The sequence below is a fragment of the Anaerocolumna xylanovorans DSM 12503 genome, assembly GCF_900143645.1.
Classification (GTDB): domain Bacteria; phylum Bacillota; class Clostridia; order Lachnospirales; family Lachnospiraceae; genus Anaerocolumna; species Anaerocolumna xylanovorans.
The window spans coordinates 77473-98747 of sequence record NZ_FRFD01000006.1 but is presented as its reverse complement, the minus strand read 5'-3'; the positions used below and the strand labels follow the sequence as shown (position 1 = coordinate 98747).

The 21275-nt window shown below is 41.7% G+C and carries 19 protein-coding genes; 5 read left to right on the top strand and 14 right to left on the bottom strand.

Annotated elements, in window-relative coordinates; translation table 11 throughout:
* Positions 1–107: 107 nt before the first annotated feature.
* The 9 genes from BUF11_RS10960 to BUF11_RS10920 form a co-directional block, all read right to left on the bottom strand.
* Entirely contained in the window at positions 108–1274 is a 1167-nt protein-coding gene (locus BUF11_RS10960; RefSeq protein WP_175562052.1) for a glycoside hydrolase family 130 protein, read from the bottom strand.
* Positions 1275–1368: 94 nt separating this feature from the next.
* Entirely contained in the window at positions 1369–2541 is a 1173-nt protein-coding gene (locus BUF11_RS10955; RefSeq protein WP_073588893.1) for an AGE family epimerase/isomerase, read from the bottom strand.
* A gap of 196 nt (positions 2542–2737) precedes the next feature.
* On the bottom strand, positions 2738–4330 hold the full coding sequence (locus BUF11_RS10950) for a DEAD/DEAH box helicase (RefSeq protein ID WP_073588892.1): 1593 nt from the start codon (positions 4328–4330) through the stop codon (positions 2738–2740).
* 313 nt (positions 4331–4643) lie between these two features.
* Positions 4644–5624: a DHH family phosphoesterase gene (locus BUF11_RS10945; protein ID WP_073588891.1), complete on the bottom strand. Its 981-nt coding sequence runs from the start codon at positions 5622–5624 to the stop codon at positions 4644–4646.
* Between the two features lie 104 nt (positions 5625–5728).
* Positions 5729–8317 carry an ATP-dependent chaperone ClpB gene (gene clpB, locus BUF11_RS10940; protein WP_073588890.1) on the bottom strand — a complete coding sequence of 863 codons (2589 nt, stop codon included), beginning with the start codon at positions 8315–8317 and terminating at the stop codon, positions 5729–5731.
* A 96-nt stretch (positions 8318–8413) separates the two neighbouring features.
* Positions 8414–9316, bottom strand: a complete 903-nt coding sequence (locus BUF11_RS10935) for a sensor histidine kinase (RefSeq protein ID WP_073588889.1) — start codon at positions 9314–9316, stop codon at positions 8414–8416.
* 20 nt (positions 9317–9336) lie between these two features.
* Positions 9337–10134, bottom strand: a complete 798-nt coding sequence (locus BUF11_RS10930; RefSeq protein ID WP_073588888.1) for an ABC transporter permease — start codon at positions 10132–10134, stop codon at positions 9337–9339.
* Positions 10127–11053 (bottom strand): ABC transporter ATP-binding protein, encoded by a 927-nt coding sequence (locus tag BUF11_RS10925; RefSeq protein ID WP_073589090.1) that lies wholly within the window; start codon positions 11051–11053, stop codon positions 10127–10129. Before BUF11_RS10925 ends, BUF11_RS10930 begins: the two co-directional genes overlap by 8 nt.
* A gap of 99 nt (positions 11054–11152) precedes the next feature.
* On the bottom strand, positions 11153–11836 hold the full coding sequence (locus tag BUF11_RS10920; protein ID WP_073588887.1) for a response regulator transcription factor: 684 nt from the start codon (positions 11834–11836) through the stop codon (positions 11153–11155).
* A 147-nt stretch (positions 11837–11983) separates the two neighbouring features.
* Between BUF11_RS10920 and BUF11_RS10915 the strand changes: the two genes are divergently transcribed.
* Entirely contained in the window at positions 11984–12841 is an 858-nt protein-coding gene (locus BUF11_RS10915) for a YitT family protein (RefSeq protein WP_073588886.1), read from the top strand.
* A gap of 72 nt (positions 12842–12913) precedes the next feature.
* Positions 12914–14629, top strand: coding sequence for a S8 family peptidase (locus tag BUF11_RS10910; protein WP_073588885.1), 1716 nt, complete (start codon positions 12914–12916; stop codon positions 14627–14629).
* A gap of 4 nt (positions 14630–14633) precedes the next feature.
* Here BUF11_RS10910 and BUF11_RS10905 read toward each other — a convergent pair whose 3' ends face one another.
* Genes BUF11_RS10905 through BUF11_RS10885 form a run of 5 tightly spaced genes read right to left on the bottom strand, consistent with a single transcriptional unit; the run spans position 14634 to position 18312 of the window.
* Positions 14634–15662 (bottom strand): M42 family metallopeptidase, encoded by a 1029-nt coding sequence (locus BUF11_RS10905; RefSeq protein WP_073588884.1) that lies wholly within the window; start codon positions 15660–15662, stop codon positions 14634–14636.
* Between the two features lie 23 nt (positions 15663–15685).
* The gene (locus BUF11_RS10900) at positions 15686–16258 is read right to left on the bottom strand and encodes a cyclase family protein (protein WP_073588883.1); all 573 of its coding nucleotides are present in this window, start codon (positions 16256–16258) and stop codon (positions 15686–15688) included.
* A gap of 57 nt (positions 16259–16315) precedes the next feature.
* Positions 16316–17071: an exodeoxyribonuclease III gene (locus BUF11_RS10895; RefSeq protein WP_073589089.1), complete on the bottom strand. Its 756-nt coding sequence runs from the start codon at positions 17069–17071 to the stop codon at positions 16316–16318.
* A 40-nt stretch (positions 17072–17111) separates the two neighbouring features.
* Positions 17112–17762, bottom strand: coding sequence for an HAD family hydrolase (locus tag BUF11_RS10890; RefSeq protein ID WP_073589088.1), 651 nt, complete (start codon positions 17760–17762; stop codon positions 17112–17114).
* Between the two features lie 34 nt (positions 17763–17796).
* The gene (locus BUF11_RS10885) at positions 17797–18312 is read right to left on the bottom strand and encodes an STM3941 family protein (protein ID WP_073588882.1); all 516 of its coding nucleotides are present in this window, start codon (positions 18310–18312) and stop codon (positions 17797–17799) included.
* 246 nt (positions 18313–18558) lie between these two features.
* On the opposite strand from BUF11_RS10885, the gene BUF11_RS10880 reads away from it, so the two are divergent.
* From BUF11_RS10880 to BUF11_RS10870, 3 genes are all read left to right on the top strand, one after another.
* Positions 18559–19389, top strand: coding sequence for a Cof-type HAD-IIB family hydrolase (locus tag BUF11_RS10880; RefSeq protein WP_073588881.1), 831 nt, complete (start codon positions 18559–18561; stop codon positions 19387–19389).
* A 34-nt stretch (positions 19390–19423) separates the two neighbouring features.
* Positions 19424–19909 carry a methylated-DNA--[protein]-cysteine S-methyltransferase gene (locus BUF11_RS10875; RefSeq protein ID WP_073588880.1) on the top strand — a complete coding sequence of 162 codons (486 nt, stop codon included), beginning with the start codon at positions 19424–19426 and terminating at the stop codon, positions 19907–19909.
* 102 nt (positions 19910–20011) lie between these two features.
* The gene (locus BUF11_RS10870) at positions 20012–21271 is read left to right on the top strand and encodes an MFS transporter (RefSeq protein ID WP_073588879.1); all 1260 of its coding nucleotides are present in this window, start codon (positions 20012–20014) and stop codon (positions 21269–21271) included.
* Positions 21272–21275 lie beyond the last annotated feature (4 nt).

Genomic DNA, 21275 nt, shown 5'->3' with positions numbered 1-21275 from the left:
CTTCCGGTTAATACTTATATCATAATAGAAATATCACAGAATATCAATAAACCACTCCTTACCTTTTGTCAACTGTCAGTTGCGTATGTTCCTGTGAAGGTATTCTTTTATTTTAAATATTCCAGATTCTTTGCAATAAGCTCGTTTCTTTGCTTTACACAATCCACAGAACGCAAAGGATCGATAGGTGTGTTAAAGGTATAATCCAAAAGCTTATCAATGGTTGTAGAGGCGACGTGAAGCCTTGTATCCGAAGAAGCATAATAAATATAGACTTCTCCGTTATCCTTAGCAATAGCACCATTTGTAAACGCCACATTGGAAACATCCCCAACTCTTTCTTCTCCAAGAGGAGCGATAAAGAAGCCGGAGGGTTCTGCAATCACCTTGGAGGGATCTTTTAAATCCGTTGCAAATACATAAATTACATAGCGAAGTCCTGCTGCCGTATTACGGACCCCGTGGGCTATATGTATCCAGCCCTTTTCCGTCTTAATCGGAACAGCCCCTGCTCCGTTCTTGGCTTCCGTAATAGTATGGTACTTTCTCTGGCTTGTGATAATTTCTTTGTCAATAACTGCATGAGTGATATCCTCGCAGTATCCAAAACCGATACCGCCGCGGTCGCCTGTATTGATAAAGTCATCCATGGGTCTGGTATAAAAAGCATATTTACCATTGATAAACTCCGGATGAAGTACTACGTTTCTTTGCTGGGGAGATCTTAAAGTCTTTAGATTATCAAGTCTTTCCCAGGTCTTTAAATCCTTGGTACGTACAATTCCGGCCTCTGCCTTTGCTGCGGACAAATCAGAACTGGCTGTGTCCTTGCTCTCCGAGCAGAATACGCCGTAAACGTAACCGTCTTCATGCCTGGTAAGTCTCATATCATATACATTGGTTTCTTCCTTGCAGGTATCGGGAAGAACTACCGGGTAATCCCAGAACCGAAAACCATCTACCGGGCTGTCACTCTCCGCAACTCCAAAGAAAGACTTCCTGTCATTTCCCTCAATTCTGGCTACCAGATAATACTTGCCGTTTAACTCAATGGCACCGGAATTAAATACTGCATTTACCCCAAGTCGTTCCATAAAGTATGGGTTGGTCTTCTCATTTAAGTCATATTTCCAAAACAGCGGAATATGTTCGTTCGTCAGTACCGGATTAACGTACCTGTCGTAAATACCGTTGTAAATAGGACTGATTTCATTCTTTCCGGCAACAAGCCTCTCATATTTTTCTAATTGTACATAATAATTCGGATGCATAATATGCCTGCCTTTCTTCTTACTTTTATTTTCCTTGCCTTAAGCGCCTATTTTCCTGTTCTTAATCTCCTATTTTCCTGTCGTTAGTTCTACTCTCCTACCAGTCTATACCCCGTTTTATAACCTCAAAGCACATTCTTCCATTATGGTAAGGGCATTTCCAGGGACCTGCAATCTCTTTTTTGCTGACCGGCTGCCCCTCCTTGTTCAAATCATAGAACCACTCAGAGCCTTCTCTTTTGTCAATTATATATTCCTTCATAAAACTCCACAGACTTTTTGCCGCTTTCAGATACTCTGCTCTTTCTTTATTAAGCTGATAGCCGTTTAGGAAACCAAGAAGCGCCTCCGCTTCTACCCACCACACCTTGGTGGTATCCACTTCTCCTTTAAAGCATTCATTATTTAAAGAAACTCCGTCATATCCTGCCTCTAATATGTGCTGCCTCAAATTCTCCGTAACTGTAAACATCTTCTCGCTATAATTCCCATCTCCTAAAACTTCACAGCCTCTGTCAATAAGCCAGGAGGCTTCAATATCATGCCCGTAAGAATTTAAGTCGGAAAGTGTCTTCATATTCTCATCAAAGAATACTTCCAGGATTCTTCTATCCTTGTTATAGAGAACATCTGCAAACTGATCCATTATCCATCTTAGATTATTTCCCACTTCCTCATTGCGATCCACACGGTAAAGCTCTGTGTAGGCTTCAAATACATGAAGCAGGGTATTCATGGTCTTACTTGCCATAAGCCCGTTTTCTGACAATTTCTCATTCTCTACGGGCTTGAAGGCTCTGTCAAAGGCCTCCAGATATCCTATAGAATCCCTGCATTTTGTTTCAATGAGGTTGTATATCCCATAGGCAATATTCAACGCTTCCTTATCCCCTGTGGCACCGTAATAAGAAGACAAGGCATAGATGGCAAAAGCCTGATTATAGGTATGTTTAATGGTATCCTCCGGTTTTCCGTCATAGGTTAAGGACCAGTAAACACCGCCATATTCTTTGTCAAGACAATGATCTTTCAAAAAATCATATGCATGGTGTGCATATTCCAGGCATTCTTTATCCTCTATGGTTATATAAGCATTCGTAAAGAACCACAGTATTCTGCTGTTTAGGATTACTCCTTTTATTGCATTCTTGTGCAACTTTAAGTCAAAATCATAAAATCCGTAAAATCCACCGCAGGTTTCATCCTTCAGGCCTTTCCAGAAGGGAATAATCTGCTTTGTAAGATTTTCCTTCACTTCGTTTATAAACATGTATTTTCCATCCTTTCTTGTTTTTGCATGAAATTTCTAAGCTAATTATAGCATAATATAAAGCAATTACAAGTCATATTCTTTCATTTTACGCACTATAATTAATGCATTTACTTTTCATATATTATGCAAAAATAAAGGCTGTCCCGTATTGGGACAGCCTTTATTCATATTCATCTATCATTATGCTTCTATATTATTTTTTGTTGGCAGGTTCGATGTTAATGCTCTTACCCTTAATCTTTGCATCCTTCATTACCTGAATAACATCCGGTGCATATTCTCTGGGTACCTCAACAAAAGTGTACTTATCATACATATCGATGGAACCGATTAATTTGCCAGGCATTCCGGTCTCTCCGGCAATCGCACCTAAGATATCCCCCGGCCTTGTATTCTGCTTCTTTCCGATATTGATAAAGAGTCTGACCATGCCCGCTTCTGCTCCGGTATCTCCGTAATCTTCGAAGGCTGCCTTTTCATCTATCTGCTCGCTTTCATCTCCCATTGAGAGCTTTAAGAAAGCCGCTGCAATGTCAAGAGCTGTGCAATCCTCTGTATTGACTCTTTCTTCAATGACTTCTATCATCTTAGCTAAATCTTCTTCTGCAATGATATTTTGGACGCGGTCCAGAATCTTTTCTGCCTTTACCGCCGTAACATCATTAATAGACGGAATGGGTTGAGCCAATATCTTCGTCTTGCAATATCTTTGAATATCTTTAAGCTTATAGACTTCCTTTCCTACTATAAGGGTAAAGGCCCTTCCGGTTCTTCCCGCTCTTCCGGTCCTTCCGATACGGTGTACATAATATTCGTCATCCTGCGGCACATCATAATTAAATACAGCCTCTACATCATCTACATCAATTCCTCTGGCTGCTACATCGGTTGCTACCAGAATCTCTGTCTTTCCGCTGCGGAAGCTGTGCATTACACGGTCACGCTGCTGCTGCTTTAAATCACCATGGAGACCTTCTGCAAAATACCCTCTCCCCTGGAGCACCGATACCAGTTCATCCACCTGCTTTTTCGTATTGCAAAATACCAGTGAAAGCTTAGGATCATACATATCAATTAGTCTGCAAAGTACTTCATCCTTATTCTTGGGCTTTACTTCATAATAATACTGTTCAATCTTCGGAACGGTAAGTTCCTTCTTAACCACCTTGATAATCTGGGCATCCTTCTGATAGGTCTTTGCAATGTCCATAATAGGCTTAGGCATAGTTGCGGAGAATAATACGGTCTGTCGTTCCTCCGGAACATCTTTAAGGATTGTTTCGATATCCTCACGGAAGCCCATGTTAAGCATTTCGTCTGCTTCATCCAGCACCACAAGCTTTACTTCATCAAATTTAACGGTCTTTCTTCTCATATGATCCATGACACGGCCCGGTGTTCCGATAACAATCTGGGTACCGGCCTTTAAGGAACGAATCTGTTTTGTAATGTCCTGCCCTCCGTATATCGGCAGAACCTTGACTCCATGCATAAAGGTAGCAAGCTTTCTGATCTCTTCTGCTATCTGAATGGCAAGCTCTCTGGTAGGGCTTAAAACTACTGCCTGTAAATGTTTATCTTTGGGGTCAATGGCCTCTAATAACGGGATACCAAAGGCTGCTGTCTTACCGGTTCCTGTCTGTGCCTGACCCACAATGTCTTTTCCTTCCAGCATAACCGGTATGGCATTGGCCTGGATAGGGGATGCTTCTTCAAACCCCATCTCTACAATTGCCTTTAATATCGGTTCGCTGATTCCTAGTTCTTCAAATTTAACTGTCTGCATAAATATAATTACCCTTTCTTATCTTGAATTCTTTCAGTCCTTATCCTGCTGCGGCTGTTATTTCTCCTAAAAGCTGTTTATAAGTAGTATTCCGCCAATTACCAGTCTTAGTCCCCATGAAATGTTAATACCGCTATAAGCATCTGCAAAAAGATATTCATTAATAAAAGGAGCTCAAACCCATAAAAAAAGCTCTTGGTCTTTTAGGACAGAGAGCTTTTATTTCACATATTAGCTATATTCCGTAATCATTCCTTTGCTCCAGATGCTTAATCCAGATAAATGTACCGTAGGTATTATACCACGGTAGTTTTTATATGTCAATTAATTTTTTCTGTACATACAGAATCAGTCTTTGCTCCACCAGAGAAGACATATCGGCAATTACAGTTTCTCCGTGAAGCTCCGGTATAAAGCCGGCTGCCATTACTGCATGCCCGCCTCCGTCGCCTACTCCCCGAAGTGCTGACTTAATAGCTTTACCTGCATCTACTAACGGTGTCTGGCTGCGGACGGAAAACTTAAGTCCGCCTACTCTGTAAGCATAAACAACTGTTATATCCAGCTCGGAAAGAGTCAATAAAAAATCCGAGATGCTGCCAAGTATGGCTTCGGAATAATCATCCCCTATCTTAACAATCCCAAGCCTGCCATAGATTTTTAAATTGGTTATAGCCTCCTTATAGGCATTTAAGTCTTCTTTCCTTAAAGAGCTGCCGTCCAACTCATTTAACTTTTCCGATTCTACTCTGTTAAAAAGGTAATGGAATATTTCGATATCCGTTTCGGATACTCCTCTGGTCAAATTGGCTGTATCCATCTTGATTCCGTAGGTAAGAGCTGTTGCAACTGCTTCCTCCGGCTCAATCTCATTTTCCAGAAAATAGTCTCCTATAATAGCGGAACAGGAACCAATGTCACTTCGGATATCCGCAAAACGGTAACTTTCTGTTTTCTGCTTTGGATGGTGGTCAATACAGGCAATAATCTTTCCGGGAAGCTTCTTCACATTAATATTCCCTTCCTGGGAATCCACAAGAAGGATTTCATCCTCTTCTGTCATCGGAATTCCTTCTCCTCTGTAAACAGGAATAGGGATTATCTCTACCATCTTTTGGGTGTTTAATTTATCTATCTGCCCGCTATAGCAGATAGTAGAGTCAATTCCCTTATCCTTTAAAAGTGCAGCAAGACCAAATGCCGAGGCCAGGGCATCCTGATCCGGATAGTTATGAGTCTGTATATATACATGTCTTTTTTTAACAACGGATAGTAATTTTTCTAAATTAGTCATTTTCAACCCCCAAGCCGCCAGTTCTTCCCCCTGACGACGCTATCTACGGGTATTATATACTATCTGTTTTAGAATTGCACTAAAAACCATGCCGGAAAAACCTGTTATATTCTTTTTACACTTCCCGTCAGAGCATCGCCTTTTACATCTATTAAAATGGTATCCTCTGCTTTTACTTCATCACTTAGGATTAATCTGGCGCTTAAAGTCTCCACATTCTTCTGCAGATACCGCTTAAGAGGTCTTGCCCCGTATACCGGATCATACGCTTCCTTCACCACAAAATCCTTGGCTGTCTCTGTAAGTTCAATGGCAATCTCCCTGTCCGAAAGCCTGTTATTAAGGTCTGCAATAAGAAGGTCAATAATGCCTCTGATATCCCTTGGTGTCAATGGTTTAAACAGAATCATCTCATCCAGCCTGTTAAGAAATTCCGGCCGGAAATGATTTCTTAGATCGTTCATGACCAAATCTTTGCAGCCCTCCATGATACCTCCGGCTTCATCAATACCATCCAACAGATAGGCAGAGCCGATATTGGAGGTCATAATAAGAATCGTGTTCTTAAAGTCCACCGTTCTTCCCTGGGAATCCGTTATACGTCCATCATCCAGCACCTGTAACAGGACATTAAAAACATCCGGATGGGCTTTTTCAATCTCATCAAAGAGAACTACAGAATAAGGCTTTCTTCTGACGGCTTCCGTTAACTGCCCGCCTTCCTCATATCCTACATATCCCGGAGGTGCTCCGATAAGACGGGAGACCGAGTACTTCTCCATATATTCGCTCATATCGATACGCACCATATTCTGTTCATTGTCAAACAGGGCGGCTGCCAGAGCCTTGGCAAGCTCTGTCTTACCAACACCGGTAGGTCCAAGGAAAAGGAAAGAACCGATTGGCTTTGTAGGGTCCTTAATTCCGGCTTTGGAACGGAGAATGGCATCGGATACCAGCCTTACTCCTTCGTCCTGTCCCATTACCCTCTTATGAAGCTCTGCATCCAGATGAAGAGTCTTTGCCCTCTCGCTTTCCGTTAATTTGACAACAGGAATACCTGTCCAGCGGGATACGATTTTTGCGATTTCCTCTTCACTGACATTCTCATGAACCAGAGTATGCTCTTCCTTCCTGACTTTTTCCTCTTCCTCTGCCAATTGTTTTGTTATGGCAGGAAGCCTGCCGTATTTTAATTCGGCGGCTTTATTTAAGTCATAGTTTCTTTCTGCTATTTCTATTTCATTATTAAGGCTTTCCAATTCTTCTCTTAACTTCTGCACCCTTTCCACAGCAGTCTTTTCATTATCCCATCTGGCTTTTCCTGCGGCAAAGAGTTCCTTCGTCTCCGCCAGTTCTTTTCTTAGGTTCTCAAGTCTTTCCTGGCTTAAGCGGTCTGTCTCCTTCTTAAGAGCTGCCTCTTCAATCTCTAACTGCATAATATGCCTGCTGATATCGTCTAACTCTGTGGGCATGGAATCCAATTCCGTCTTGATTAAAGCACAGGCTTCATCCACCAGGTCGATTGCCTTATCGGGAAGGAAACGGTCGGATATATAGCGGTTGGATAAAACGGCTGCGGAAACCAGGGCACTGTCGGTAATCTTTACCCCATGGAATACCTCATAGCGGTCCTTTAGACCTCTTAAAATGGAAATAGTATCCTCTACCGTAGGTTCATCCACCATTACAGGTTGGAAACGCCTTTCAAGAGCAGCATCCTTCTCTATATACATACGGTATTCATTCAAGGTGGTGGCTCCGATACAGTGCAGTTCTCCTCTGGCAAGCATGGGCTTTAACATATTGCCGGCATCCATGGCACCCTCTGTCTTGCCGGCTCCCACTATGGTATGAAGCTCATCAATAAACAGAATAATTTCACCGTCACTGTTCTTGATTTCTTCCAATACGGCCTTTAGTCTTTCCTCAAATTCACCCCTGTATTTTGCTCCGGCAACTAATGCTCCCATATCAAGGGCAAATACCTTTTTGTTCTTTAGCGCTTCCGGCACATCCCCTCTTACAATTCTCTGGGCAAGACCTTCTACCACGGCAGTTTTCCCGACACCGGGTTCGCCAATAAGCACCGGATTGTTTTTCGTCTTACGGGACAGGATACGGATGAGATTACGGATTTCCGCATCCCTTCCGATAACCGGATCCAGTTTCTGTTCTTTCGCTCTTTCCACTAAGTCAGAGCCGTACTTTTCCAAGGTATCATAGGTTGCTTCCGGATTATCGGAAGTTACCTTCTGATTGCCCCTTACAGACTGGAGAGCCTTTAAAAAATCTTCCCTTGTAATTCCAAAGGTTTTAAACAGTTCCTTTAACACCTTGTTTGGCTGCTTTAGGAGACTTAAGAAAAGATGCTCTACGGAGACATATTCATCTCCCATCTTCTTTGCTTCATCCTCGGCATAGATTAATACCTTATTCAAATCATTACTGATATAAATCTGCCCTCCGGATACCTTGGGCCTCTTATTAAGAAGTCCCTCTACCTGGGCGGTAAAAACTTCCCCTACTATCTCCATCTTCTTAAGAAGCTTTAATACAAGACTGTCCTCTATGGTAAGAAGGCTGTAGAGCAGGTGTTCTTCGTCTATTTCCTGATGTCCGAAATCCATGGCAAGCTTTTCGCAGTTTTGCACCACTTGAACGGAATTTTGAGTAAATCTGCTAATGTTCATGTAATAACCCCCTTTAAAGTTATTTTATCATTTTGTTTGTTCTATAACTACTATAACATTTATAATTGTAAATTGCAAGTAGGTTTAAATAAATTTTTAAAGCTCTTCACAAAACAACGGAAATTTCACCTGAAGTCGAAGCACTCCCTTTTCTAAGGCTGCACTGACACTGCCTCCCATCTGCTCCGTAAGAATCTTTACAATGGACAGCCCCAGTCCTGTGGAACTGCTCCTTGCCTTATCACCTGTATAAAACCGGTCAAATATCTTTTCTGCATCAAGTTCGGAATTCTCGCTTACAAAGTTCTGAAAAGTCAGTACCGCCTGTTCATTCTCTGTAAAAAGCTTCACATCTATCCCCTCCCTGGCATGCTGCTTACAATTGCGTATCAGATTCTGAATAATCCTAAGAATGCTTTCCCTGTCTCCCAAAACAAATATAGTCTTCGGTTCGTCAAAACAAAGGGGTAAATTCTGCTCCTCAAGGGATGGGATTTCTTCTGCCAGGCACTCTGTCACCAGATTCGTCAAGTTTATTTTTTCCGGTTTAAGCTCTGTCTCTGTGGTAATGAGATAGGAATATTCAAAAAAATGAGCAATCAGCTGCTCTAATTCCCTGGTATATTTGGCTGCTACATCCAGTTTCATCTGCTGTTCCTTTGTCAGTTCACTATTATCGAGCATTTGCAGATAGCCTTTAATGGCAGTCAAGGGCGTTCTCAAATCATGGGAGATATCTGCTATTAATTCTTTGAACTTTTTTTCTTCCCGAATGCAGGTAAGACGGAGGTTCTCCTCCGCCTTTAAGCAGTTGTTGATATTAATCACCAATTCATCCAGCTGGTGATTGATGAATTCCACACTGACCGGCTGCCTGGTATGCTTTGTCAGCCGCCTGTAAAGCTGCCGGTTGATACTTTTAAATTGGTATCTTAAAAGAACGATATATAGAATCAGTAAAATAATAATTATAAGAAGCACCCCGGCAAGGATATTCAACCTTTCACCACCTTTTTTCTTTACTTAATTTCCGCTTTTCTGAATATACCGCAAGTAATTCCAAGTACAAGAACGGTAAAAAAGAAGCTGACGGCAATGGACTTACCGATATCCCAGGCTCCCGTCTCCAATGTCATAAACAAATACCTGCCTCCAAACGGAGTGAAGGAATATATTTTGTCAAAGACTTCGGAACTCTTTGCAAATCCCAGCAGCTGTGCACTTAGTATTGAGACCGCATAATAAATTCCAATAACAAGAACCGGCCTCTTTAGTGAAAATGCCAGCGGTATACAAACACTTAGCTGCGCTGCTATCACAATAACCAGTGCCGCCATTATTACTATAAGCTTTTGCATGTCCGCTCCATTAAGAGAAACGCCGGATTCTTCTGTGAGCAGATATAAAAAGCCCAGCGAAGCTTTCCCGGTACTGTAGTTCGAACCTAAACCTACCGCAATTCCGGTTACAGCAGCATAAGGAAGCAATAGAAGGGCTACGCCGCAAAAAAATACGGCAGCTTTGCTTATTACAACCTTTCCCCTGCTGCAGCCGGAGGCAATTGCTTCATGGATTGTTTTATTTTCAAAATCGCCGCAGATAAAAATGCCTGCCATTGCTCCGCCAAGAATACTTATTACATTTATATCAGAAAAAAGAAAAGCAATTCCGCCAAAACTGGCATTTATTCTGCCTTCCGCTATGAAATGTCCCAATACTGCCATTATAACGGAGGATATGGCTGTTATGGCGAATAATATTTTGACAGCGCTTGATTTGACCATTTTATAAATATCCGCACAGATCATATTAAACATCCTGCTCTCCTCCAATCACAGATATAAAGTAATTCTCCAGGGTATCTCCCTGAACCGTAAAGTTTGTGGTTACGATTCCATTGTCTATCAGTGTTTTTGCTACGAATTCCCTGTCATCCAGGTAATCGTATAACTTCAATGTTTTATCCGGCATAACTTTATAGTTAGCCGTATGCAGCTGCATTTCTATGACACCTGCTAATTTCTCCGTCTCCCTGCAACCTATAAGAATATGATGCTTACAGCTTTCTTCCAATTCCTTTAAGGTAATGGCTTTCTTAATTTTTCCCCGATGGATAATGATATAATCCGTAGCCATCTGGTAAAGCTCCGGAAGGTTATGACTGGAGATAAGAACCGTCATATGCCGCTCCTCACACAATCTTAGGATTAACTCTCTTATTTCTATGACACCTAAGGGATCAAGGCCATTAACCGGCTCATCCAGAATTAGAAATTCGGGATTTCCTATTAGAGAAATGGCAATGCCAAGGCGCTGCTTCATACCAAGGGAAAAGTTCTTAGGAAGCTTCTTTCCGGTATCTTTTAACCCGACAAGTGCTAATAATTCATCCTCCAGGATCTTACTGGGGATACCGCGCAGAGTCTTATAATAGGTAAGATTCTCTCTGGCAGTTATATAAGGAATAATGCTTGGATACTCAATCATGGAACCTATCCGCTTTCTCTCCTCCGGCAAGCCGCTGCCGCTTTGTCCAAACAGTTCCAGGCTTCCTTCTTCCGGAAAAATCAGCCCGGTAATAACACGCATCAGCGTTGTTTTTCCGGCTCCATTCTGGCCAATTAACCCATATATCTTACCGGGTTCCAAGGCAATTGACACATCCTCCAGCACCTTGCTGCCATGATAGCTTTTTGAGAGGTTACTTGTTCTTAAAATATATTCTTTTTCTTTCATGTCCGCTCCCATCCTTTCATGACTCTATTGTATCTTATAAAGGTTTAGAAAAGGTTAAGAAAAGGTGGTCTGTGGTTAAGAAAGCGATAATTAACTTTCTTACAGCCTTTTATTCAACCGGTACCCAAGTCCCCATACCGTTTCGATATACTCTTCCCTGGAATTTGCATTTTTAAGCTTGTTTCTTAAATTGCTGATATGGGTTTTTACAGTATTATCATCTCCAAGGTACTCTTCTTCCCATATGGTTTCATACAGTTTGGCCTTTGTAAATATCTTGTCCTGATTTTTCAGAAACAGCTCCATTATGAGGTATTCCTTTGCTGTAAGCTCGACTTCTTCCTCCATTACATAGAAGCGCTTTGCATTGCCGTTCAGTGCAAGTTCCTTGAAGGTGTATATCTGTTCTTTTTCTTTCTGTCTGCGGACTCTTCGAAGGAGCGTTTCAACTCTGGCTGCCACCTCTTCCAAATCAAAAGGTTTTGTTATATAATCATCCGCTCCAAGCTTTAGCAGGTCAATCTTTGTGCGGACCATATCTTTGGCGGATATAATAATGACGGGAACATCCGAGAATTCCCGAACCTCCTTAAGAACCGCATCCCCGCTTTTAAAGGGAAGCATAATATCCAATAAGATGAGGTCCCATTCCTCATTCTTAATTTTATGAACCCCTTCTATTCCCGTATATGCCGAACACAGCTTATATCCTGCCTCCGACAGGGTTTCGTAAAGCATAAAGTTGACATCCTTGTTATCCTCTATAATTAATATTTTGCACATAAAGACTCCTTATGACTTTCACATTTTTCACTCTTTAACCATTATAACACTTTTACACCGGTTAAAAAAAGCAGCTATTTTGCCTTGTCACACCATTTCTACTATGTTAGAATTAATAATAGATTTTATAACACAGGAGGATAGCTGATGAATACAAATAAACGCAACTACTTATCAATCGTCTTACGGACTTTAATGGTTACCATCGGTGCCTGCTTTTCATCCATTGGGCTGGAAATTTTCTTAATCCCAAATAACATTATCGACGGCGGAATAGTAGGTATATCTATTATTTCCAGCTATCTTTCCGGAATTCCTCTTGGTATCTTTACCCTTGCTTTAAATATCCCTTTCTTTCTCATCGGCTATAAGCAAATCGGAAAAACCTTTGTACTCACTACTGCTTTTGCCGTAACCTGCCTTTCTATTGGCGTTTCCATTCTTCACCCGATTCCCGGTGTCACCCATGATATATTTCTCGCTGCAATTTTTGGCGGTATTATTAACGGTACTGGCGTAGGTTTAATTATACGCGCCGGCGGTTCGCTGGACGGTACGGAGATTGTCGCTATTATTTTGGACAAGAAGGTCAGCTTTTCTATTGGACAAATTGTTATGTTCTTTAACTTTTTCATTTTAATCGGTGCAGGATTTATCTATGGATGGGATAGGGCAATGTATTCTCTCGTTGCTTATTTCATAGCCTTTAAAATGATTGATATTGTTGTGGAAGGCGTGGATGAGTCCAAGGCCGTTATGATTGTTTCGGATAGAAACGAAGATATTTCCCAAGCTATTATTGACAGATTAGGAAGAGGTGTAACCCTGTTAAACGGTCAGGGCGGATTTTCCAGACTATCTACCCATGTAATCTACGTCGTGGTATCCCGTCTGGAAATTGCGAAGATTAAAAGCATTGTCCATTCCTTTGACAACAATGCTCTTGTAACCATTGGAAGCGTTGAACTAGCCGGAAAGAAATATAAAAAGAAGCCGATTCATTAACTTTTCAAATTTCAGTTCCGTTCCCGCTTTATTAGTCATATAAATGAAGTAAAGAATTCATAGAGGTAGCCTATGACCGAGGCTGAGCGGTTTAAAATATTAAGTGAAGATTATGCAGATCTTATCATCGATGACAGTGACAAGGATGATATTATAAGGACTTACCCCGATGCCTCTGTAAGCCTGGCCTTTGACCGTTCCTATATTGTCCATATTCCGGTTGAGAATATGACTTTTGACAGCATTCAGCGATTTGGCTATAACAGCATCCCTGCCTGCTTTGGCCTGTTAACCACACCTGAACCTCCTTATCCTTATAATCTGCGGGATTTACCCCTTCCTTTTAATGTGGATGGCAATTATACCGGCAAAGAGGTTCTTATCGGCTTTGTTGATACCGGCATTGATTACAGAAATGCTGTTTTTAGAAAAGAAGACGGTTCCAGCAGGATAGTATCCATCTGGGACCAGAATATTGAAAGCAGCCTTTATCCAAAAGGTTTTTCCTATGGCACGGAATACAATAACGAGAACATTAACGAAGCTCTAAAATCAGAAAATCCCCTGGCGATAGTCCCCAGTACAGATAAGATTGGACATGGCACCATGCTGGCCGGTGTTGCGGGAGGATCACAAAATGAAGAATACAACTTTGCTGGAGTTGCAAGGGATGTGTCTTTTGCCGTGGTTAAACTTAAGCCTGCCAAGGCATACCTGAAGGAATTCTTTGCTATTCCTCCTGACGCTGTCTGCTTTCAGGAAAATGATATTATAAGCGGTGTCATTTACCTCAATCAATTGGCCCAGTCACTAAATAAGCCTCTTATCATCTGCCTGGGAATCGGCTCCAGCCAAAGTGATCACACCGGCAACCGGGCCTTAAGCAGATACCTGGCCTCTGTCAGCGAAATAAGAGGGAGAGCTGTGGTCGTATCTGCCGGCAACGAAGCAAACAGGGGAAGCCATTACTATAACGATATTAAGCCTCCGGCTTCCTTTGATGATGTTGTTCTTTCTGTCGGAGAAAATACTTATGGTTTTACTATGCAATTTTGGGGAACTTCCCCCAACAGGTTTTGGATTGATTTATACGCTCCAAATGAAGAATTCATTACCAGAGTCCCGCCTTCCACTAATAATAATATCTTATACACCTTGCAGGATATGGAGATTACGATTGATAGTCAGCTTAAAGAGCCTTATACCTCTGAGCAATTTATTGTAATACGGTTTAGTAAGCCAATCCCCGGAAACTGGCATTTTTATGTATATGGCCTCAAGGGGGATTTGCCCATGCGGTTCCACCTCTGGCTTCCGCTTCATACCTTTTTATCAGCCGGAACAGCCTTTTTACAACCAAATAATTATACCACAATCGTTGCTCCGGGAAACAATGACAGGCTGATTTGCGCTACCGCATACAATCCGTTAGATGGCATTCTCTTCTTCTATGCAAGCAGAGGAAACACCATTAATAATTTCCCTAAGCCCGATATCACCGCTCCTGGGGTTAATATCCTAAGTCCTTACCTTGACAATACATTCATCCGGGTAACTGGAACCAGCGTTTCCTCTGCCTATATAGCAGGCGTTCTGGCTCTCCTTTTGGAATGGGCCGTAACAGACGAAAACTTTCCGGAGATGAATACTGCTCTCCTTAAAAAAATTATTACCCAAAGTGCCAGCCGTAATCCTGATGAGCGCTATCCAAACCCGGATTGGGGATATGGTATTGTTGATGTTAACAGCATGGGTGCAGTCATCAATTCAATTATAAGCGTCCAGTGAAAAGTTACCTTTCAAGAATGAACTTTTCCAAGAGCTTTAGTGTATTTTCTAATCCTTTAATGTGTGTCCGCTCCATGCCGTGGGAAGCATTCACCCCTTGTCCAATCAGAGCTCCCCTTATATTATTGCCGCCTTTTAAAGCTGCCGACACGTCAGAGCCGTAATGGGGGAATATATCTACCACATAATCAATACCGGACCTTTTTGCAATATTGATTAGCTTAGTAGTTAATTCATAATCATAGGGTCCGGAAGAATCCTTGGCACAAATGGATACAGCATACTCACTTCCGTTAAGGTCATCACCCATTGCACCCATATCTACCGCGATAAACTCCGTAATATCCTGTGGAAGCCAGCTGGCACCAAATCCGACTTCCTCATAATTGCTGATTACAAGCTTTAAGTTTTTTTGCGGAATTACTTTCTCTTCCTTCATATCCATTAATAGTCCAAGTAACACCGCTACTGAGGCCTTGTCATCCAAATGCCTGGATTTGATAAAGCCTGATTTTGTATACTCAAAATTGACATCAAAGCTAATATAATCTCCTGCATTAATTCCCAGAGCAAGCACGTCTTCCTTATTCTTCACCTGTTCATCAATACGGATTTCCATATTCCTTTCGCTGCGCTCCAAGGTTCTTGCGTCATCATAGCTATGGACAGAAGGACTCTTGCAAAGTATGGTTCCCGTATAGGTTTTTCCCTCTCTGGCATGAATCTTACAGTAACAGCCTTCAATGCTCTGCATCGTAAAACCACCCACCAATGTAAATTTGAGCGTACCATTTGAGGATATGGAACGAACCATTGCTCCCAGAGTATCCACATGAGCGGAAAGCCCCAGGGTCTCTTCTTCCTTACCCGGAACAGCTATAATCAATCCGCCTTTTTTATTGTATTCGCAGGCATAGCCAAAGCCTTCCGCCTTTTTTCTTACATATTCCATTATTTCCTTCGTGTAACCGGACGGGCTTGGTATATTTACAAGCTCCCTTAGTGTATCTATTATAAATTTCATGGTATCCATGCAAGTATCCTCCCTTTACTTTCTTACCTGTCCAGTAAAATTGCCCTTACCGGCGCACCGTCACTGCCTCCAAGCTTTACCGGTGCGGCAATTAAAAAGTATTCGCCTTCCTCTACCTGGTCTAACTTCAGCCCCTCCAGCAAAACCACTTCGTTTTTCAGAAGCTCAACATGCACCTCCATAGGTGCTTCTATCGGTGCAACACTCTGGCTTTCGACTCCGATAAGTTCCAGGTTATATGCAAGAATGCACCTGGCGAGTTCCATTGTAATAACGACAGGTCCTTTTAATATTACCTTTTTCTGGCTCTCATTTAAAACTTGCCTTAATTCCTCTGCCGTGGGCTGTTTATCAAATTCCTTTAGCGTGCAGTTTCCGATACAATGATAGAGATTAAGCTCCTCTATGGCCTTTCCGTCTTTTACGAAATGAAAGGGCGCATCCATATGAGTGCCGTTATGGGCACACATGGTAACTACCGTAACATTACACACGTCCCCCTTGTCCATGGAAACATTTCTGACATAGGAAGGCGCTACATCTCCCGGATACACTACACTTGTAAATACTTCCTGGGTTATATCATATATTTTCATTTTTACTCTTATTCCTCCCAGTATTTATTGCACTTACTTAGCTTTGCAATTTCCTTTTTATAATTCAATATCAAGCTCAACAGGGCAGTGGTCACTGCCTAAAACATCCTTATGGATAATGCTGTCTTTGATCTTATCCTTCAATGCTTCTGATACAATAAAATAGTCAATACGCCAGCCTGCATTCTTCTCCCTTGCGTGGAACATGTAAGACCACCAGGTATAACGCTCCACATCATCCGGGTAAAGATAACGGAAAGAATCCACAAAACCTTCTTCCAAAAGCTTTGTCATCTTCTCCCTTTCTTCCTTGGTAAAGCCTGCATTCATAGTATTTGTCTTTGGATTCTTTAAATCTATCTCCTTATGGGCAACATTCAAATCTCCGCAAAGAATCACCGGTTTCTTCTTATCCAGCTCCTTTAGGTATAGTCTAAAATCCTCTTCCCACTCCATGCGGTAATCAAGTCTTGCCAGCTCTCTTTTGGAATTGGGCGTATAAACATTCACCAGATAGAAATTATCATATTCCAGGGTGATAACGCGTCCTTCCTGGTCATGCTTTTCAATGCCTAAGTCATAGGTCACTGAAAGAGGTTCCTTTTTCGTAAAAACAGCCGTTCCGGAATAGCCTTTCTTAACCGCGCTGTTCCAATACTCATAATAGCCCTCAAAGGAATGCTCCCATTGCTCCTTTTGCATTTTCGTTTCCTGAAGACAGAAGAAATCCGCCTCCTGTTCTTTGAAAAATTCTTCAAAACCTTTATTCAAACAAGCTCTTAATCCGTTTACATTCCATGATATAAATCTCATAGCCACCTCTTTCCTGCGCTGCATTTGCGCCTCTATAAAGTTATCCTATCAGTATCTCTTTTAATTCCGCAAGGTCCCCGGCAATGGCATCTGCGCCGGCCTCTGTAAGTTCTTCCTTACTGCCGTAACCGTACAGCACTCCTATGGAGCTTATGCCGTTTTCCTTTGCTCCAATTATGTCATGAAACCTGTCCCCTATCATTACCACCTGTTCTTTGTCCCTTATGCCATTTTTCATCAGTGCATAGGCAATGATATCAGTCTTTTTTCTCCTGGTATCATCCATCGTTGCACCGCAGATATCTTCAAAATACCGGTCAAGGTCAAAATGCGCCAGTATTTTCCTTGCGAACTCTTCCGGCTTGGAGGTTGCAAGAATAAGCGTTTTATCTGCCTTTACAAGAGCCTCCAAAAGAGAATCAATTCCTTTATATTTAGCATTTAAAAAGATTCCTTTATCCTTAAAATATTCCCGGTACCGTGTTACAGCCTCCTGCACCTGTTCTTCTTCTAAGCCCCAGATTTCTCTTAGCCCGTCTACTAAAGGCGGACCGATATGTCTGTCTAAAACATCAAGATTCTCTACCTCGATTCCCACATAGCGAAGGGCATACTGCAAAGATTTTGTAATCCCTTCCTTGGAATCTGTAAGAGTTCCGTCTAAATCAAATAACATATATTTCTTTATCATGCAGCCTGCCTTTCTATTCTTCTCCATCATGTAATCAGTCATACAGACTGCGGTAATCATCCAGCCGTTTTTTTAAGAGAGTATAGATATCTTCCAGGGACATATCTCTTGCATTTCCTACGTAAAGTAAAAATACCGGCTTTTCGTAATTCTTATTATCAAGTGCTTTTTGCTGCTTTATGGGTGAGAGCTTCTTTATGAAACTCTCCTCATCCCTTGGTATAATTCCAATGGCATCATCTTCCTTCACGATGCAGAAGCGTTCAATATCCTGGTAAGATAACATACCGATAGAATTTTTTGAGGAACCGTCTATAATACCGTCAAAGGTTATCGTAATCAAAGGTTTTTTCTGTGATGCTTTCGAAAGATTCATAATGCAGCTTATACTAAATATGACTGTTGCTATAATTCCCGCCAATACAAGAAACATATACCTTTCCCTAAGACCTGTCACCCATAGGGTAACGGCAAGAAAAAGAAGGGCGAAAGAACGCATAAAGCATCGTACCGCTTTCGTTTGTTTTTCTTCAATAATAATCTTCTCCACGTTTCTCCCATCCGCGTGTCCTTACGCATCTTTTCCATACTTTCTTCCATTTTATATGGTACACATTAAAAAAGCAAGTGAACATGGTGAAATTTGTTATATCTTTAACGGTTTCGGCAAATGCAGCCTGTTACCTGATCTGAAAATAATTTGACGTTTGTCTGCGGCTCTAGTATACTTAAATACAGCTTTATTAATACAACTTAAGCAGTCTAAAAGTCAATACTGCAAGAAAAGAGCACATGTATGAAAACCTTGTATATTTCTGATTTGGACGGGACTCTGTTAAATAACCAGGCAGAATTATCCCCGTATACAATAGAAACAATTAATGAATTCATTAAAAAGGGCGGACATTTTAGCGTCGCTACCGCCAGAACTGCGGCAACCGTAACCAAAATACTATCTTCCCTGCATCTGAATGTCCCAGTTGTTCTGATGAATGGGGTTATTCTCTATGATATGGAAAAAAAGCAGTATTTAAACACCTGGTACCTTTCTCCGGAAACAGCTGCTTTTATTCTTGATACTGCTAAAAGATTTCACCTTACCGGCTTTTTGTACGAAATTAAGGAAAATGCTTTAAGCACTTATTATGAGCGCCTGATAAATCAGGGCATGACAGATTATTATACGGAGCGTACTGTGAATTTTGGAAAAACCTTTATTCAGACAGACGATTTATTAACCATTGACAGGTCGAATATTATTTACTACGCCATGCTTGACAGGAAGGAAGCCCTGCTGCCCGCCTACGAAATATATAAAGACACCCCAGGTATTGCTACGGCATTTTACCGCGATAACTACTGTGAGGAAGAACTGTGGTTCCTTGAAGTCTTTTCCGGTTATGGCACCAAATATAACGCCGTTAAGACCTTAAGAGAAAACTTAGGCTATGAAAAGGTTGTCTGCTTTGGCGACAATCTAAATGATCTTCCCATGTTTAAAGCCAGTGATGTTTCCTTGGCTGTAGCCAATGCAAAGGATGAGGTAAAGGCTGCTGCCGATTATGTGATTGAAAGCAATATGGAAAATGGCGTTGCCAATTGGCTGAAAAATCAATCTGAAAAGTAGCACAAACTTGAAGGGTATAGGCATGGGGAGGGTTATGGTTAATTCGATTATTATAGATACTTCCATCGGAAAACTTTTTATAGAAGAAACAGACGGAGCCATTACGGAGCTTTCCTTTGCAGGAGATAATACTTCCATTTCCTTAAGCGGAAGTATCACGCCTGTTTTAGAGGAGGCACAATCCCAGATAATCTCCTATCTGGAGGGGAAGCGTACAAGCTTTTCACTGCCTCTTGCACCAAAAGGAACTGCATTTCAACAGAAGGTATGGTCTGCCCTTCTTACGATACCTTATGGCCAGACAATCAGTTACAAGGAGCTTGCCACAAGGGCAGGTAATCCTAAAGCCTGCCGCGCCGTCGGTATGGCAAATAACCGCAATCCCATTGTAATTATCATTCCCTGCCATCGCGTCATTGGAGCGGACGGCAGGCTCGTAGGTTACGGCGGCGGATTACCTTTAAAAGAAACGCTGTTAACACTTGAGGGGGCTTCCTTTATTCCCGGCAAAGCACATTAATACTTTTATACATCAATCTTAAAAATACAATGAATACTTACATAAGATTTGAGAATTGCAGCACGACAATACTGCATCAGCCTTATGCAACATGAGGTTACTATGGAAACAATAGCCAAAAGGCTTACACTTAAATTCGGCTTTATCCAGTCCAGCTACTGGATCAGTCAATGTGCAATAAACAGTTTTGCCGCTGTATATCTTCACGCAAAACATTTTGAAAATACCCAGATAGGTTTTATCCTATCCTTTGCAGCAATCCTGTCCATGCTGTTTCAGCCCCTGGTTGCTTCCTTTGCTGATAAATCAAAGAAGATTACCTTACGCTATATGATGCTGACTCTTATGTTTATGGTATTGGGGCTGGGACTGCTCCTTTATCTTCTTCCGAATTCCTTCCTGTTTATCACCGTAATCTATATCCTGATAAATGCCATTGAATACACCTTAAATCCCCTGTTCAATTCCCTTGCCATGGAATATATGAATCAGGGTGTTCCTATGAATTACGGCCTGGGCAGAGGCATCGGCTCTATCGCCTTTGCAGTTATGTCCCTTGCTCTTGGCTTTTTCGTAGATACCTTTGGGGCAGATGTCATACTTCCTGTATTTTTACTTTGTTACCTCTTTGTAATCTTCTCGACCTGCCTGTTTGAGGAAAAACTTCCTGCCTTTTCCAAGGAGCAAAAAGTTCTCTTTGGAATAACAGAGCCGTCTGGAAAAGAGACGGAAAAAGAATCCAGCAGCCTTTTAGCTTTCTTTGTAAGCCACAAGGCATTTATGGTTATGCTTTTGGGAATTGCCATGCTGTTCTACTCCCACATACTTATCAATACCTTTCTGATAAACATTATGGAAAATGTAGGCGGAGGCAGCTCCGATATGGGGTTATCCCTCTCCATTGCAGCCACTCTGGAGCTTCCTACAATGGCACTGTTTATCCTGATAGTAAGAAAGGTAAAGGGAAGCACCCTGATAAAAATATCTGCCCTCTTCTTTACAGTAAAATCCCTGCTTACCATGATGGCCGCAAATGTAGCTCTGGTGCATGTATCCATGTCTTTACAGCTGCTTTCATTTGCTTTGTTTACTCCGGCCTCTATTTACTATGTAAATGATCTGATTGAAAAAGAAAACCGCGTAAAAGGACAGTCCATGCTGGGAGTTGCCAATATCGGTATTGCCGGAACCCTGGCTAACTTAACAGGGGGAAGGCTTCTTGACACTTACGGGGTGGAGAAGATGTTACTTGTCGGGACGGTGGTGACTGCCATTGGATTCATACTGATATGCTTTAGTGTCAGGGAACCTGCCAAGGAGAGCGAAGCGGTTGTAAAACAGGACAGCTGTCTTGATGGATAACTGC

Bases quoted from the DNA above. Each gene is read 5' to 3' on its own strand.
- BUF11_RS10955 (WP_073588893.1), bottom strand. From the start codon at position 2,541: ATGTTTATAAACGAAGTGAAGGAAAATCTTACAAAGCAGATTATTCCC.
- BUF11_RS10950 (WP_073588892.1), bottom strand. From the start codon at position 4,330: ATGCAGACAGTTAAATTTGAAGAACTAGGAATCAGCGAACCGATATTA.
- BUF11_RS10945 (WP_073588891.1), bottom strand. From the start codon at position 5,624: ATGACTAATTTAGAAAAATTACTATCCGTTGTTAAAAAAAGACATGTA.
- clpB (WP_073588890.1), bottom strand. From the start codon at position 8,317: ATGAACATTAGCAGATTTACTCAAAATTCCGTTCAAGTGGTGCAAAAC.
- BUF11_RS10930 (WP_073588888.1), bottom strand. From the start codon at position 10,134: ATGTTTAATATGATCTGTGCGGATATTTATAAAATGGTCAAATCAAGC.
- BUF11_RS10925 (WP_073589090.1), bottom strand. From the start codon at position 11,053: ATGAAAGAAAAAGAATATATTTTAAGAACAAGTAACCTCTCAAAAAGC.
- BUF11_RS10920 (WP_073588887.1), bottom strand. From the start codon at position 11,836: ATGTGCAAAATATTAATTATAGAGGATAACAAGGATGTCAACTTTATG.
- BUF11_RS10915 (WP_073588886.1), top strand. From the start codon at position 11,984: ATGAATACAAATAAACGCAACTACTTATCAATCGTCTTACGGACTTTA.
- BUF11_RS10910 (WP_073588885.1), top strand. From the start codon at position 12,914: ATGACCGAGGCTGAGCGGTTTAAAATATTAAGTGAAGATTATGCAGAT.
- BUF11_RS10905 (WP_073588884.1), bottom strand. From the start codon at position 15,662: ATGGATACCATGAAATTTATAATAGATACACTAAGGGAGCTTGTAAAT.
- BUF11_RS10900 (WP_073588883.1), bottom strand. From the start codon at position 16,258: ATGAAAATATATGATATAACCCAGGAAGTATTTACAAGTGTAGTGTAT.
- BUF11_RS10895 (WP_073589089.1), bottom strand. From the start codon at position 17,071: ATGAGATTTATATCATGGAATGTAAACGGATTAAGAGCTTGTTTGAAT.
- BUF11_RS10890 (WP_073589088.1), bottom strand. From the start codon at position 17,762: ATGATAAAGAAATATATGTTATTTGATTTAGACGGAACTCTTACAGAT.
- BUF11_RS10880 (WP_073588881.1), top strand. From the start codon at position 18,559: ATGAAAACCTTGTATATTTCTGATTTGGACGGGACTCTGTTAAATAAC.
- BUF11_RS10875 (WP_073588880.1), top strand. From the start codon at position 19,424: ATGGTTAATTCGATTATTATAGATACTTCCATCGGAAAACTTTTTATA.
- BUF11_RS10870 (WP_073588879.1), top strand. From the start codon at position 20,012: ATGGAAACAATAGCCAAAAGGCTTACACTTAAATTCGGCTTTATCCAG.